The sequence below is a fragment of the Clostridia bacterium genome (assembly GCA_017410375.1).
In the GTDB taxonomy this organism is placed as follows: Bacteria; Bacillota; Clostridia; order RGIG6154; family RGIG6154; genus RGIG6154.
In genome coordinates this window covers 1-13,480 of the sequence record JAFQQW010000058.1, presented here as the reverse complement: position 1 = coordinate 13,480, position 13,480 = coordinate 1, and the positions used below count along the sequence as shown (strand labels likewise).

Annotated in this window: 17 protein-coding genes; 16 read left to right on the top strand and 1 reads right to left on the bottom strand. The window is 48.6% G+C overall.

What is annotated here, in order from left to right:
- Positions 1 to 636 precede the first annotated feature (636 nt).
- The 16 genes from IJE10_09060 (at position 637) to IJE10_08985 (ending at position 11,479) form a co-directional block, all read left to right on the top strand.
- Positions 637 to 1,215 carry a hypothetical protein gene (locus IJE10_09060; GenBank protein ID MBQ2968251.1) on the top strand — a complete coding sequence of 193 codons (579 nt, stop codon included), beginning with the start codon at positions 637 to 639 and terminating at the stop codon, positions 1,213 to 1,215.
- On the top strand, positions 1,212 to 1,478 hold the full coding sequence (locus IJE10_09055; GenBank protein ID MBQ2968250.1) for a hypothetical protein: 267 nt from the start codon (positions 1,212 to 1,214) through the stop codon (positions 1,476 to 1,478). Before IJE10_09060 ends, IJE10_09055 begins: the two co-directional genes overlap by 4 nt.
- A 3-nt stretch (positions 1,479 to 1,481) precedes the next feature.
- Positions 1,482 to 2,660: a PBSX family phage terminase large subunit gene (locus tag IJE10_09050; protein MBQ2968249.1), complete on the top strand. Its 1,179-nt coding sequence runs from the start codon at positions 1,482 to 1,484 to the stop codon at positions 2,658 to 2,660.
- Positions 2,661 to 2,748: 88 nt separating this feature from the next.
- A complete protein-coding gene (locus IJE10_09045) occupies positions 2,749 to 3,864 on the top strand; it encodes a hypothetical protein (GenBank protein ID MBQ2968248.1) in 1,116 nt (371 codons plus the stop codon).
- Positions 3,864 to 4,169, top strand: a complete 306-nt coding sequence (locus tag IJE10_09040; GenBank protein MBQ2968247.1) for a hypothetical protein — start codon at positions 3,864 to 3,866, stop codon at positions 4,167 to 4,169. The genes IJE10_09045 and IJE10_09040 overlap by 1 nt, the downstream gene beginning before the upstream one ends.
- Positions 4,170 to 4,230: 61 nt before the next feature.
- Positions 4,231 to 5,088: a hypothetical protein gene (locus IJE10_09035; protein MBQ2968246.1), complete on the top strand. Its 858-nt coding sequence runs from the start codon at positions 4,231 to 4,233 to the stop codon at positions 5,086 to 5,088.
- 56 nt (positions 5,089 to 5,144) lie between these two features.
- Positions 5,145 to 5,474 carry a hypothetical protein gene (locus IJE10_09030; protein MBQ2968245.1) on the top strand — a complete coding sequence of 110 codons (330 nt, stop codon included), beginning with the start codon at positions 5,145 to 5,147 and terminating at the stop codon, positions 5,472 to 5,474.
- Positions 5,474 to 5,767 (top strand): hypothetical protein, encoded by a 294-nt coding sequence (locus IJE10_09025; protein MBQ2968244.1) that lies wholly within the window; start codon positions 5,474 to 5,476, stop codon positions 5,765 to 5,767. Before IJE10_09030 ends, IJE10_09025 begins: the two co-directional genes overlap by 1 nt.
- A gap of 16 nt (positions 5,768 to 5,783) precedes the next feature.
- Positions 5,784 to 6,212 carry a hypothetical protein gene (locus tag IJE10_09020; GenBank protein ID MBQ2968243.1) on the top strand — a complete coding sequence of 143 codons (429 nt, stop codon included), beginning with the start codon at positions 5,784 to 5,786 and terminating at the stop codon, positions 6,210 to 6,212.
- Positions 6,193 to 7,023: a phage tail family protein gene (locus IJE10_09015; GenBank protein MBQ2968242.1), complete on the top strand. Its 831-nt coding sequence runs from the start codon at positions 6,193 to 6,195 to the stop codon at positions 7,021 to 7,023. The genes IJE10_09020 and IJE10_09015 overlap by 20 nt, the downstream gene beginning before the upstream one ends.
- 12 nt (positions 7,024 to 7,035) lie before the next feature.
- A complete protein-coding gene (locus IJE10_09010; GenBank protein MBQ2968241.1) occupies positions 7,036 to 8,124 on the top strand; it encodes a hypothetical protein in 1,089 nt (362 codons plus the stop codon).
- Between the two features lie 44 nt (positions 8,125 to 8,168).
- Entirely contained in the window at positions 8,169 to 9,092 is a 924-nt protein-coding gene (locus IJE10_09005) for a hypothetical protein (GenBank protein MBQ2968240.1), read from the top strand.
- A 16-nt stretch (positions 9,093 to 9,108) separates the two neighbouring features.
- Positions 9,109 to 9,429 carry a hypothetical protein gene (locus IJE10_09000; protein ID MBQ2968239.1) on the top strand — a complete coding sequence of 107 codons (321 nt, stop codon included), beginning with the start codon at positions 9,109 to 9,111 and terminating at the stop codon, positions 9,427 to 9,429.
- A gap of 24 nt (positions 9,430 to 9,453) precedes the next feature.
- Positions 9,454 to 9,873 (top strand): phage holin family protein, encoded by a 420-nt coding sequence (locus IJE10_08995; protein ID MBQ2968238.1) that lies wholly within the window; start codon positions 9,454 to 9,456, stop codon positions 9,871 to 9,873.
- 15 nt (positions 9,874 to 9,888) lie between these two features.
- On the top strand, positions 9,889 to 10,470 hold the full coding sequence (locus tag IJE10_08990) for an N-acetylmuramoyl-L-alanine amidase (GenBank protein ID MBQ2968237.1): 582 nt from the start codon (positions 9,889 to 9,891) through the stop codon (positions 10,468 to 10,470).
- Positions 10,471 to 10,534: 64 nt separating this feature from the next.
- Positions 10,535 to 11,479: a hypothetical protein gene (locus tag IJE10_08985; GenBank protein MBQ2968236.1), complete on the top strand. Its 945-nt coding sequence runs from the start codon at positions 10,535 to 10,537 to the stop codon at positions 11,477 to 11,479.
- 85 nt (positions 11,480 to 11,564) lie between these two features.
- On the opposite strand, the gene IJE10_08980 is transcribed toward IJE10_08985, so the two are convergent.
- On the bottom strand, positions 11,565 to 13,169 hold the full coding sequence (locus IJE10_08980; GenBank protein ID MBQ2968235.1) for an alpha-galactosidase: 1,605 nt from the start codon (positions 13,167 to 13,169) through the stop codon (positions 11,565 to 11,567).
- Positions 13,170 to 13,480 lie beyond the last annotated feature (311 nt).

The following is a 13,480-nucleotide window of genomic DNA, read 5'->3' as shown; positions in this document are numbered from 1 at the left end:
ACACAACTTCGTTTTTCGGTCTGGTACTCCGTTTCCGCAAAAAGTTTTCTGCGAAATACTTTTTGCGATACGCAAGCTCCGCTTGCTTATTTTTTGAAGTGTTCGTTGCGTAACGCAACAAGCAAAAGTACTGAGGAAACTTGTAGAGAGGGTAGAAGGGTACGCTAGGAAACTTATTTTTTTGAGATCGTGTTGCGTAGTGCAACTGAGAAACGAACGAAGGTTGTTTTGGTATAAAATCATCTGCACGGGAGATTCTTCACTTCGCGTTGCTCGTTCAGAATGACAAAAAAGGCTTCCCCTTGAGGAGAAGCTGTCGAGCAAAGCGAGACTGATGAGGTGGAAGCGAGTAGCTGGAGGCGCAGAGCGAAAGAGGAGCAACAGCCTGATAAAAAAGCATATGGCGAAAAACATTGCCATTTCGGCAGAAAGGAAAAAGGAAACATGTATGCGAGGCGAAAACATCAGACAGGCTATGCCGAAACGTTGCGTATGCGGCGAAAAAACGGCCTCAAACGGCATTTTATGCAAAATGTGCGAAACAATACTGCTTCGGAAATTGGACTCTCTGGAAGCAGAAGAGAGGCTCTATTTAAAAGAGGTCTATTACTTAAGACCCTAGAAAGGATGTGGGATATGGAAGGTTTTGTCCCCTTAGACAGAGGCATTATGGAGTCGGCAATCTGGGAAAAGCCACCCTATTACTTAAAAATTTATCTATATATGCTGATGAAGGCGGCATATCGGGACGGCTCAGGCTTGGAGCGCGGACAGTTTTACACCACCAAAAAAGAGCTTTGCGAGATTTGCGAATCGGGCAAAGGCGGTTCAAAGCAAACCGTTTCTCAGCCGGCACTCAAAAAAGTTCTGCATTTTTTAGAGTCAGAGTTTCCTGAGAGTCCCGTGAGGGTCCAGTCATGTGGCAATGGCAGACTGCTCATAACCCTTTTAAATTACAGCAAAATCACCTGTGTGAAACCACCTCAGGAACCGTTGAGGGTCCGCTCAGGGTCCGTTGAGGAAAATTCTTCTATTATATATAACAATAATAACAAATATAACAATTTAAACAATAACAAAACAAGCGGCTTTGCGCCGCGTACTAAAAAAAGCAAATTTAACAATTTTTCGGGCAGGGACAATGACTACGAAGCCAAAAGAATCCTGCATCGGGAAAGAGTGAAGGCTCTGGCGGAAAGGATTGATAAAAAATGAAGGGCTATGATTTTAAAAAGGAGACCGAACTGCTGTTAAGGCAGGACGTGACGGCGGAGGAAGCCAAGTTTTTAAAGCGGAATTTCGGGCTTACAAAGCGACGCACGGACAAGGGTGTACTGCTCTTAGCATCGCTGTTTGAACTGGCGGTAAAGAAAGGGTCTGTGCCTGCCGCCAAAGAAATTTTAGGGCTTTGCGGTTTAGAACAGTCCGAAGAAAATACCGTGCTTGAACAGATGATTCAGGCAATGCAGGAGGCGTGAACTATGGTAACCGAAAAACAGGCAGAGCTTTTAAAGCTGTTCAAACAAGGGGGCTTGAAGCGTATCAACATCCTGCAGGGGGCGGTGCGCAGCGGTAAGACCTACATTTCGCTCATTCTGTTTGCGTTTTTTGTTGCCGCCTCGCCCAAAGGGAGCACCTTTCTAATGGCAGGCCGAACCTTAAATACCTTAGAGCGAAACGCTTTGGAGCTTCTGCAAAACATGGTAGGGGCAAATCATTTTACATACTCCCTTGCCAAAAAGAGCGGAAATCTGTTTGACCGCAAAGTATATTTTGAGGGCGCAGGCGACAGCGGTGCGGAAAGCAAAATCCGCGGTATGACGCTGTACGGTGCCTATTTAGACGAACTGACTCTGCTTCCCGAAAGCTTTTTTTCCATGTTGCTCTCGCGCCTGAGCTTAGAAGGCGCAAAGCTGATTGCGACCACCAACCCGGACAGTCCCCGGCACTGGCTGAAAGAAAAATATTTAGACCGTGCTGATTTAAGTTTGCTTTCTGTCCGGTTTCACATAGATGACAACACGTTTTTACCCGCCGACTACATTCGCGATTTAAAAAAAGAGTATACCGGACTCTTTTACAAACGGTTTGTGGAAGGGGACTGGGTGGTTGCATCCGGGTTGGTGTACCCCATGTTCGACCCCGAAAAGCATGTGAGGGAAGTCCAAGAGCGCGCAGGCTATCCTTACTACATTTCGGTGGATTACGGGACTTTAAACCCGTGTTCCATGGGGCTTTGGCAGGTGGTGGGAAAGCACGCCCACCGCATCAGGGAGTATTATCATGACGGCAAAGCCACAGAAAGCTTAAAGACCGATGCGGAGTATTACAAGGCGTTAGAGGAATTGGCGGGCGACCGACCCATTTCGTGTGTGGTGGTTGACCCCTCCGCGGCATCCTTTATCGAACTGATACGCCGCTCGGGCAGGTTTTCGGTGCGCAAAGCCAAAAATCGCGTGCTGGACGGCATTCGGCGGGTGTCCTCGCTGTTGGAGCAGGGATATTTAAGCTTCAGTCCTGCCTGCAGGGCGACAAAAAAGGAGTTTGAGACCTATGCCTGGGACACCGATGCCACAACCGATACGGTGGTGCAGGTTTCAGACCACGCGATGGATGACATCCGCTATTTTGTGAGTACAATTTTGTGTTATGGTGGCTAAAAGGAGCAACAGCCTGATAAAAAAGCATATGCGTAAAAGGAAGGCTTGTTGCGACGCGTACGATCAAAAAGCGAGAAAGGAGGAACAGATGTTGGATTCAGATAAAATATCCGAAAAGGGAAATACGCTTCGGTTGGAAGAGAGTATTTCCCGAACGGTGGCAGAGCTTACGACCCTGGAGCTTAAAACAACCGTCGCACCTGCTCTGCAGGATACGGCAAATGCCATTTTGCAAAACATCACAAGCCATGTGACCGAGGGGCTGCTGCATGGCTCGGTCATCTTAAAGCCTTATTTTGCAGGCGGTAAAATGCAGGCAATGGCAGTTAAAAACGGGGATTACAAAATTTTAGAGCGGGATGAGAGCACAGGCAAGCCCACCGTAGTTGAGTTTTACGAACGGCAGGGAGATACGGTGCGTGTGGAACGGCATACCCAGTTGCCAAATGAGTATGTAGTTATGAATTTTGCCATGTATAAGGGCAGAATTTTGGAAACGATGCCCGAAAACTGGAAGCAATACCGTGCGGAAGTGCGTTTTCCCAATCGCACCACACCGCTTTACGGCTATTTTTCCACCACCGACGGGATGCCCTTTTGCGAAAAGGCGCACCGATTGATTTCCGAGGCAGAGGCTCAGTTTTCGCGCCTGCTCTGGGAGTTTGAAAGCGGAAACCGTGCGCTGTATGTGGCAGATACCGCCTTTTTCAGGGACAAAAAGGGTGAGCCTAAGCTTCCCGATAAACGGCTGTATCGCCTGCTTTGCACAGGCAAGGACGATTTGTTCTGCGATTATTCGCCTGCCTTTCGTCAAAAAGACATTATAGAGGGCTTAAACTGCATTCTGCAGAGGATTGAGGACTGCTGTGCGCTGTCCCGCGGAACGCTGTCGGATGCAAATCTTTCGGCACGCACCGCGACCGAGCTTAAAATCATGCGACACCGCACCTATGCGACTGTGAAAACATTACAAAGGGCATTGGAAAAAGCCCTTTATGATATGTTGCAGGCAACAAAGGATATTTTAAGTGTGTACGGGCTTTGCGAAGAAGGTAAGGCAGAGGCGGTGTTCCACTTTGACGATTCGGTTTTAACCGGAAAGACAGACGAAATTTCGGATTTGCTGTTGCTTTTAGACAAAGGCGTTTTAACACCGCAGGAGGTACGAAGCTATTTGTACGGTGAAAAGGGAGGTGTGTTGTAATGGACAGACAGTTTTTGGAGGGCTATGCCTTAGAGGATGCGCAGATTGCTGAGATTTTAAGCGAGGTGCGCAAAGAGGTGACAAGAGCACATTTAAGCGCCCGTTCAGTGCGTTCGGTATCGGCGGCAGAGGGCATTTTAGCCGAGCAGGATATGTCCGATCTGACCCCCGAGGCATCGGTGGAGAAGTTGTTTTCCGAGCACCCTTATTTGTTTGAGGGGCAGGCGGTACAGTTTACGGGTCCTGCAGGCGGTGAAAGCGACGATCCCGAGGCAGAGCGATTAAGACGGGCATTGGGGCTGTAAGCGAACGGCGTGCGCATCAGCCAAAAAGTAAAGAAAAAATTAAAATACGAAAATGGAGGAAATGAATATGGCAATTGAAAGATTTAAGAAATATGCGGCAATGTTGGACGAGGTTTATGTAAAGAGCGCCAAGACCGGCGTTTTAGAGAGCGGTTCCGAGCTGTTCCGCTTGGGCGCAAATGCCTCTGAAATTATCATTCCGAAAATGACCATGGACGGTCTTGGCAATTATTCCAGAAACAGCGGTTATTTGGACGGCTCTGTGGAGCTGACTTTAGAAACCGTCCCCTTTAACTACGAACGCGGCAGAGCCTTTACGGTAGATGCCATGGACAACGAAGAAACCGCAGGGGTGGCGTTTGGCTCTTTAGCAGGGGAATTTATCCGCACAAAGGTTATCCCCGAGCTGGATGCGGTGCGCTTTGCAAAGTATGCATCCAAAAGCACAATCATTACCAAAGTTCTTTCGGGCGCAGAAGAAATTTTAGATGCTATTCGCGCGGCAAAGGCGGAAATGGACCTGGCGGAAGTACCGGAAAATGACAGATACCTGTTTATCACCCCTGCACTCTTAGACGAAATCCACATGGCAGACACCACCGTTTCCAAGGCAATTTTAGACAGCTTTTCTGCCATCATTACCGTTCCCGCTTCCCGTTTTAACACCGAGGTTTCCTTGAAAGACGGGGAAAGCGACGGTCAGCAAGAGGGTGGCTTTGAACTGACCGGTACGCCCATCAACTTTATGGTGGTGCATAAGGACGCGGTGCTTCAGATTACCAAGCACGCCGCACCTAAGGTGATCACTCCCGACCAGAACCAGACTGCCGATGCCTATAAATACGGCTACCGCATCTACGGCTTGGCAAACGTGTTCGAAAACAAGTCCGCAGGCATTTATACCTGTGCAAATGTGTAAAACCATTTTACACACGGGTTGCGTAATGCAACCCGTGTGGTTAGGAGGGAGAACGAATGCGACCGTTTAACTACTACATAGCTGTGTATTTGGGCAAAAAGTTCAAAGACGAGCCGACCTTTTTGCAATGCTTCCGTATGGCAGAGCGGTTTGCGACGCATCTTGTGTGCGACGGGGCAAGGCTTGATTTGGAGAATACGCAAGTATTAAATGCCCTTTGTATCGGGGCAGAGCTTCTGCTTCCGTACTTAGGCAACCCCTATGTGACCGAGGAGCGTTTTGACGGCTACACCCTGAAGGTGGAAAACGGCAGACTGTTTCAAGAGCTTTCGGCACTTTTGCAGATGCATTTGCCCCAAAACCTTTTGTATCGGGGGGTATGCTGATGGAAGGACATATTAAAATCTGTCACAAATACAAGGACACCGACAACAAAACCCGTCTGCAGACGGTGTACGAAGGCCCTTGCGTGTATGCCGAAAAAGCATCGGTGCGCGAGGTGCTGGGCGGTGTGGAATCGAGCAGTGACATCACGGTACGGGTACATACTGTAAAAGGATTTGACATCGCTTGCGGAGATTTGTGCATTTTAAACGGCAAAGAGTATGCCGTAAGGCGCTGTGCCGGCTGTACCGGTGCCATGGCAGGCTTTAGTCATATACAGCTGATTTTAAGATAAAAGAGGATGATGAAGGATGATGCAGGAACTGATTGAATTTGTGTCGGGCTGTCCTGCGGTTTCGGGTCTTGACGGGGGTGTGAACCCCGATTTCGGCGGAAATGCCGGTCTGACCCTGACAGCAGACCCGACCTTAGATGTACTTTGCAGGTATCAGGACGGCAGTGTGCTGTTACGGCGAGGCTTTAAGGCAGAGGTGCACCTTTCTTTTCGGGGGGATACCGATGCAATCTGTACGGCACACCGTATGTACGAGGACATCCAGAGCTACATTTTCAAAGCCCCGTACCCCAAAATACGGGACGGGGAAATTATAAATATTGTGCCCGATTCGGGCGGTAACTTAATCAAAAGCGGAATTTTCGAGGGCTATTTACCCTTTAAATTTTCGGTTTATTACATAGATAAATTAAGGGGGCAGGCGAATGTACAGTATCGAATATAAAACGGCTTCAGGTGCGGTACGCCTTTGCGGCGGTTCAAATCCGCTCCTTAGGCCCCTTTCGGTTTCGGGGCTGGGTCTGCCCGAAAAGGACGAAGCAACCGCTACCTTTGCCTTTCAGCCGGGTCAGGTTTTAACGGGCAGTCGGGACAAGGCAAGAGATATACAAATCACAGGCCATGTGTACTGCGACTACACCCGTGTGGCAAGGGCTTTAAGGCTTCTGTATATCCCGGGTGAGCTGATTTTCCGTTCCGACCGGGGCGTAAAAAGCATTGGCGCGCGGTGCATCGGCGTTTCGGACAAAAAAATCACCGAGACGGGCACCTTTTATTTAGAGCTTGCCTTTCGATGTGACAATCCCTATTTTAAGCATCCTGTTGAAATTGTAAAAAACATTTACAATCGGGAAAAGAGGCTTCAGACCACCTTTACTTTGCCCTGCGTGCCTTCGGTGCGCGTAAAATCGGGCATTCTGCTAAACGACGGAGATATCGCTGCTGAGGCGGTATTCCTGGTGGAAAACCGCAGCGAAAGCGTGGCGGATGGCTTTGTAATTACCAACCAAACCACAGGCAAAAGCTTAAAATATACGGGGGAAATCCCGTCAGGCGGTAAGGTGATTCTTTCGGTGCCCGACCGCACTGTAACCGATGAAAAGGGCGATGATTTGCTCGGCAACATGCAGGCAGACAGCTATTTAAGCGATTTTGCCCTGCAAAAGGGCGAAAATAAGCTGGTGTTTGATTGCAAAACGGCAGACGTGTGGTGCAGCTGTCACTATAACGTTTCGTTTGTGGAAGCTATTTTGTAAAGGGGGATAGCCATGGATGATATTCGTATTTACAGATATGACGGCACGTTGCTTATGACCGTTTCGAAATATGTACACCTTTCCTGGGAGAACTGCCTGACCGACGCAGGGCTTGTGACGCTGACCCTCACCACACCCCACGGTATCAGCGATTTGCTCGAAAAAGAGCCGTATGTATTGCTGAATTGGCGCGGTATGTTTGCAACGGTGGAAAGTGTGCGGTATGCCGAAAGCTTTATCAAGGTGCAGGCAAGGGCGCTTACGGTACTGCTCGCAAGGCGAATCATTCCGAAGGACAAATTTTCAATTTCAGGAACGGGAGAGGCTTGTGTGCGTGCGGTTTTGGAAGAATATGCTCCGTTTTTAGCCATTGCGCCCCACACCGACCGTCTGCCCGAAAAGGATTTCGTTTTTCAGGAGCCGACCGACCTTTTAACGGCAGTTAAAACTTTCTTAGCCGGTTCGGGACTTGGGATATGCATTGCATTTGACAAAGGTATATTTACGTTCGAATTTGTCGAAAAAAGACAGACAACGGTGCGTATTTCAACAGACAACCGCAATGTACACAATGTGGTTTGTGACATTCCCTATAACGGTGTGCAGAATGCCTGCTACTGTCTGGAGGCATTTTTTCCGGTGGAGAATGTGGATGCAGGCGACGGCTTAAAAGACGGTGACCCGGACAACTACATGCACCAGTACTATCTGACCGAGGCCATTGAATTTGAGGACATTTTTTATGAAAAGGGCGTTTATCTTTACTGTGACACCTTAGATGGCAAGCTCAAATGGGCAAACGGACCGAAGGATGTAATAGAGCGGTATGTGACATTTACCGAAAACCCTCTGGCAGTGTTCGAGCAGGATTTCAGGAATTTAAGCCGTGCAGAGGCAGAGGCGATTTTAGCCCTCCGTCGCTATCCTGTGGAGGACTGGTCGGTAAAGCCCGAAAATATAACCCTTTCTTTGGGGGATATGGTGTCGGCAGAAAAAACGGTGGGGTTGGAAAAGGGGTTAAAATCCCTGCAGGTTCGGCGTATTTTATACGATACCGCCCTGCCGCAGCCGATTATCAGCCTTTCACCCTTAGAAGAATAGCAAAATAAATAATAAATTATAAATTTGTAAAAAGGAGGAAGAATATGGCGTATACCTATTCCTTTTTCGATGACCAGACGGTGGGGGCGGAGGAGCTGAACCGCTGGGTTTCACTGTTTGTGTCAAGCGGTGTTTCGGACTGCTTTGCAGATGGCGTGCCCTACTCGCTGTCTAAGCTGAATGAGATTGTGAAAAACAACTGTACCGAAGGGGTTGTCCCCACCACCGACAGTTCTCTTTCTGTGCGTGTGGCGGGACAAAATGTGCTGATTTCTCCGGGACTTGCCTTTTTTAAGGACGGCACGGTATTGGAAATTACCGAAACCGAGACATTAAGCATCCCCAAGGGCAAGGCGGTTTATGTGTATCTTGTAAGCGCTTTGCAGGAAAACAGGGCGTACCCTGCGGTATCCGAGGCAGAGCCTTCGGGCAATGTGGTACCCTTAGCCAAAATTGACGAAACAGGTGCGGTGACCGACCTTCGCCGTTATGCCAAGGGCAAGGTGCCGTCCTTTTATGCCTCGGATGCAGGGCTTAATGCCACCAAAACTTTCTTAATTGACGGGGAAGGGGACTATCTGCTTACCCGCGGTCCGCACACCTACACGCAGTTGATGCTTCACGGACGGCACGCGGAGGCTCAGCAGTCTGATTTGGCAAGAAACCTTGCCTTTTTCACCGCGAATCTCAAATCGGGCGAGACAGAGAGCCTTAGCATACGTTTGAATATTTGGGGACTGTCTACCTTCGACACCGATGATGTGATTTGGCAACACAGCACAAGCAATAAGGTGGTTTTGTACCATGATAAGAGCCATTCCCGTCTGTACCGCATTGAGGGTGAGCTGATCACCGACGAGGACGGCGCCCTTTGGCTTCGGGTCAGCTTCAACGGCACGGGAGAGAAAGAGGATTACCTGAAAAATAAGCACGGCATTCCGCTCAATTGCCGCGTTGTGCTGGCGTAAAAAGGGGGAGATTTTTATGCAACTGGAAATTAAAACAGTAGAGGACAGCTTTTCTGCTTACGCAACCCGTCCGCTGGTGGTGGGAGATAAGCTTGCGTACTTTGTGACCCACGAGGCAGAGGGGGAAAGCTATCTGATGGTGACCGCCAAGCGCCCTGACGGCAGGGTGGTCAAAAACATCGGGGACATGGCAGAGGGCGGTCAGGCGGTTTGTTTTTTAGAGCCGTCCATGTACAGCGTACCCGGGGAATTACAGCTTCGGCTGACCCTGTTTTCAGGCAATTCCATCGTAACGGTACGGGAAATTTTTGTGGAGGTTTTAGAGTCACTTAAATAATGTTATGAAAAGGGAGGGAGAAAAATGGACAGAATTTTACACACGGCACGGGTACTGCTTTCTATGGTGCTTTCCTATTTGTTCGGGGGCTTTGACTGTCTGATGCAGCTTTTGTGTCTGGTGATGGCGATTGATTTTATCAGCGGGATGATTCTGGCAACCGTGTTTCAGAAAAGCCCCAAGACCAAAAGCGGTGCGTTAAACTCCAAAACAGCGGTGCGCGGTTTGATGCGAAAGGTCAGTCAGCTTTTATTGATTGTGATGATTACACGCCTTTCGGTGGCGGTGGGAGACGGCTATTTTTGTCGGAATACCGCGATTTTGTTCTTTGTGGCGGGCGAGTGCATCAGTATCCTGGAGAACATGGGTATGATGGGTGTAAGCTACCCTGACTGGATTCAAAAAGGGCTTGAGATGTTACAAAACAGCAAAACAGACAAATAAAAGGGAGGCGACAGCATGCAGATTGCATACAACAAAACCAAAAGAAGTCAAAAGCCAATCTACATTGTGGTGCATGATACGGGCAACAGCGGAAAAGGCGCGAATGCCATGGCACACTTTAACTATTTCAACGGCGGTGACCGCAGTGCTTCGGCAGACTTTTTTGTAGATGACAGCGTGGCACTTCAGGTAAATGACTATCACACCTACTACACCTGGCATTGCGGAGACGGAAAAGGCAAAAACGGCATCACCAACAGCAACAGCGTCGGGATTGAGATTTGCATCAACCGTGACGGGGACTATGATAAAGCCGTAAAGCGCGCCCAGGCACTTGTGAAAAAACTGATGGAGGAATTGAATATTCCCCTTTCCCGAGTGGTGCGTCACTATGATGCCTCGGGTAAAATATGCCCCTGCAGTATGTCCAAAAACAACTGGCAGGCGTGGCAGGACTTTAAGGCAGGACTTGAGATGGACGACTTGACCTTTGTGCAAAAGGCGGCAGGGTTAGAGGATCAGACCATGACCTATCTTAAAAACTACACCTATGGCAAAGACCTTTTGTATAAGCTTGCAAAGGCTATAAAAGAATAATGTTTTAAATTGACAGGCATCTGCATATATGGTATAATTGAAGCAAAAAAAGGATGTGTTTGGAATGGAGCCGTTCAAAAAAGTGTATGATGAGGTTCAAAGGGGAGAACCCGAGACGTTAAACAAGGATGCGTTTGAGGATTTTGTGCCTCTCGTAAAAAAGAAAAAGGGCAAAACGGCGGCGCGTCTTGCCATAGTGGTATTGCTGGTTCTCGGTCTGGCTTGCGGTGCGTTCTATCTGTGGAGCCTGCCCGAAACGGTGACGGAGGCGAGCGTGCAATTTAATGTGTCGGATGCAGTTTTGAACTGGCAGGATAACGGGGAGATTTGTGTAATCGAAGCCGGTCAGACCCCTGCGGATATTGAATTTGTTTCCGGTGACCCGGAGGCATACGAGGTGGAAATTTCGTATGTGAAGAAGCGGGATTCCTATCCTGAAGTAAGTGAAACTACTGTAGAGGATTCGCATGTGTTTGAAATGGATTATGCGTATATTATCGGCTTTGATTTTAAGGCTAAGGAAGGCTATAAATTCACCGAAGATACAAAATTTAAGGTTCCCCTGGTAGATAACATCAGCGGAGGGGAGGAAGCACAGTATGAGATTGTGACACGTGCGGCAGACCTTCGGTATAAGCCGGTGATTGTTGGTGCAGCAGTCGAGATGAATGAGTCGACCTACACCATGGGGAAATGGCTCTTGACGGCACATGTAACCGGACTGAGCAAGACGATTGAAAACTGTAAGCGGTTTTGGTATCTGTATTCCTTCCAGACGCCTGAAGAGCTGTATGGCAATATTGAATGGAAATTATATGCACGCTCGCCGGACGGTACAATTCACGAGGTGGCTACCTTTGCGTGCGGTAAGGGAAGCTTAGTCAGCGACTGTATAGAACTGGATGAGACGTTAGATATCAACGGCTTTTTCGCAATGCCAAGCTCCGGCAATATTACGCAGTGGGACACCGATATCCGCATCCAGCGCATTTATGCAGAAGCAGAGTAAGAGAACAATTTACTGTAAAAGGAGCTGTAAATTTATTACAGCTCCTTTTTGGGGTCCGGACTTTTTTTACAGCCCCTTTTTTGTTTTAGTATTTGGGTGGGTAGGAGGCAACGCCCTCTTCGTCCAGCCAGTTGAAGGCGATTTCTTTGCCGTTTAACAGCCAGTGCTCGGGACAGGTGTTTTCCATCCAGTCCAAAGGCTCTAACGTGTCCGCCTGCACCGAATTTACAGCATAGGCTTCCTTTAAATCGGCTCTGATTTGGTCGGTTAAGTCTGAGGGCTTGGGCGATACAAACAGCGAAGTTCCGCTGTTTGCCAGGATAGAAAGCCACTTTTTATTCATGCGCCAGTCAATGGCGTTTGTGATGCCGATACAGTCCGCATCCGCGTCATAAAAGGCTTTGTGGTGGAGCATACGGAAGGCTAAGGTATTTACCCCGAACTTTCGGGTTCTGTCCCAGGTTCTGCCGCTGGTGTCGTCACCGATGCGGTTTAACTGGTGCGTGCCTGCCGCTAAGTGTCCGATGACATTACAGCCAAGCAGTAAAACATCCCTGCCTGCCGCATCTGAAATGGTTTTGTACAAATCCAGCACAATTTCGGCAGAGGTTTTGTGACGGTTATAAAAATGCCAGTCTCCCTCGGCAAGGACGGTGGGACGCTGAAAGCCCCAGGCACCAAACATATCGAAGGTGGAAAAATCGTGTTTAATCAGCTTGTAGCCCCATTCATGGCAAAGCATGCGTACTGTTTTTGCCACATACGCCAGCACCTCCGGGTGGGACGGGTCTAAAAAGCGGTTATCATTTTGCATTTTTTGCAAGGGAAGCACGTTGGTCTGGTCGGACAGCGGACGGAACCAGATGCCCGGGCGTGCACCTTTGGCAGAGATTTCCTCTGCAAGCTTTTTCATATCTGAAAAAGTATCGCACAAAGTATCCCAGGGAGCATCACAGCGGTTTTTTGACCAGCAGTCGTCCACAACCATGTACGGGGGATTTTTAAGACCTTTACAGCCTTGCATTAAGATGTCGGTATCCTGTAAAATTTCTTCATAAGAGGAATTGCCGTAGGCATAATACCAGTTGTTGTTGCCGTATACCTTGTGGTCGGGCAGAATCGGGTCATCACAAAGGCGAAAATAAAAGACGCGGAGTGCTTTGAATGCAGAGGTATCAGTGTAGGTTTCAAATAAGATATCGCAAAGGTCAAGGGTGCGACCGTTCAGCAATACCCCAAGTCCGCCCGAGCGCACGTCCAGCCAGAGCAGTACGCCTTTTCCGTCATATTGCCAAAAGCATAGGGCGCTAGGGCGTACTTTTACGCCAAAGCAGTCGGTAAAGCGACCCTGATAGTCGGTGTTTAAGTCCGAGCCGTTGGAAACGGCACATACCCAGGGCATACAGCGGTGCGCGCAAAGACCGCGCCACTCCGCATCTCCGTAGGTGCGCTCCCAGGCATCCCCGTAAATTTTATAGGGAATGGGGCGTTTTTCGGCATCCGAAAAGTGCCAGTAAAGGCGGATGAACGAAACGGGCGTGGTGTCTGCCGTAAGCGAAACGTTTAGGGTTTCCTCTTTTTTGGAAAGGGAAACGCGGATGTCGTCCTGCACCGCCTCGGTCGTGCCCGTAAAGCGGAAGGTCTGCGCCTCGCTTAAAATATGTATTGAATCAGGAAATCGGATTTGCATGAAAAACTCTCCTTTCTTGTCTAGGGTTATTATATACAAAAAGGCAGAAAATGTCAATAAAAAAAGGGAATGTAAAAAAAGTCCGGATCGCAAAAACGCGAGTATAAGGGCAAACAAAGTTTGTGCAAACTTAAAAGAAAGGCACAAAATGAAGAAAACACGCAAAAAAATTGCGTGTTTTCTTTTGATAAATGCGTTTTTGCTATGAACAAACTTCGCCTCTCGACGTACCTTTGTACGCCTTCGGGTAACCCCAAACCGCGATGCAACGCGGTTTGGGCTCAGTTTGTCCATTCCAAACATTTTTTCCT

Coding starts and splice junctions, on each gene's coding strand:
- IJE10_09015 (MBQ2968242.1), top strand. CDS start 6,193: ATGTACAGTATCGAATATAAAACGGCTTCAGGTGCGGTACGCCTTTGC.
- IJE10_09060 (MBQ2968251.1), top strand. CDS start 637: ATGGAAGGTTTTGTCCCCTTAGACAGAGGCATTATGGAGTCGGCAATC.
- IJE10_09020 (MBQ2968243.1), top strand. CDS start 5,784: ATGATGCAGGAACTGATTGAATTTGTGTCGGGCTGTCCTGCGGTTTCG.
- IJE10_08980 (MBQ2968235.1), bottom strand. CDS start 13,169: ATGCAAATCCGATTTCCTGATTCAATACATATTTTAAGCGAGGCGCAG.
- IJE10_09035 (MBQ2968246.1), top strand. CDS start 4,231: ATGAATATGGCAATTGAAAGATTTAAGAAATATGCGGCAATGTTGGAC.
- IJE10_08985 (MBQ2968236.1), top strand. CDS start 10,535: ATGGAGCCGTTCAAAAAAGTGTATGATGAGGTTCAAAGGGGAGAACCC.
- IJE10_09040 (MBQ2968247.1), top strand. CDS start 3,864: ATGGACAGACAGTTTTTGGAGGGCTATGCCTTAGAGGATGCGCAGATT.
- IJE10_09050 (MBQ2968249.1), top strand. CDS start 1,482: ATGGTAACCGAAAAACAGGCAGAGCTTTTAAAGCTGTTCAAACAAGGG.
- IJE10_09030 (MBQ2968245.1), top strand. CDS start 5,145: ATGCGACCGTTTAACTACTACATAGCTGTGTATTTGGGCAAAAAGTTC.
- IJE10_09010 (MBQ2968241.1), top strand. CDS start 7,036: ATGGATGATATTCGTATTTACAGATATGACGGCACGTTGCTTATGACC.
- IJE10_09000 (MBQ2968239.1), top strand. CDS start 9,109: ATGCAACTGGAAATTAAAACAGTAGAGGACAGCTTTTCTGCTTACGCA.
- IJE10_09045 (MBQ2968248.1), top strand. CDS start 2,749: ATGTTGGATTCAGATAAAATATCCGAAAAGGGAAATACGCTTCGGTTG.
- IJE10_09025 (MBQ2968244.1), top strand. CDS start 5,474: ATGGAAGGACATATTAAAATCTGTCACAAATACAAGGACACCGACAAC.
- IJE10_09005 (MBQ2968240.1), top strand. CDS start 8,169: ATGGCGTATACCTATTCCTTTTTCGATGACCAGACGGTGGGGGCGGAG.
- IJE10_08995 (MBQ2968238.1), top strand. CDS start 9,454: ATGGACAGAATTTTACACACGGCACGGGTACTGCTTTCTATGGTGCTT.
- IJE10_08990 (MBQ2968237.1), top strand. CDS start 9,889: ATGCAGATTGCATACAACAAAACCAAAAGAAGTCAAAAGCCAATCTAC.
- IJE10_09055 (MBQ2968250.1), top strand. CDS start 1,212: ATGAAGGGCTATGATTTTAAAAAGGAGACCGAACTGCTGTTAAGGCAG.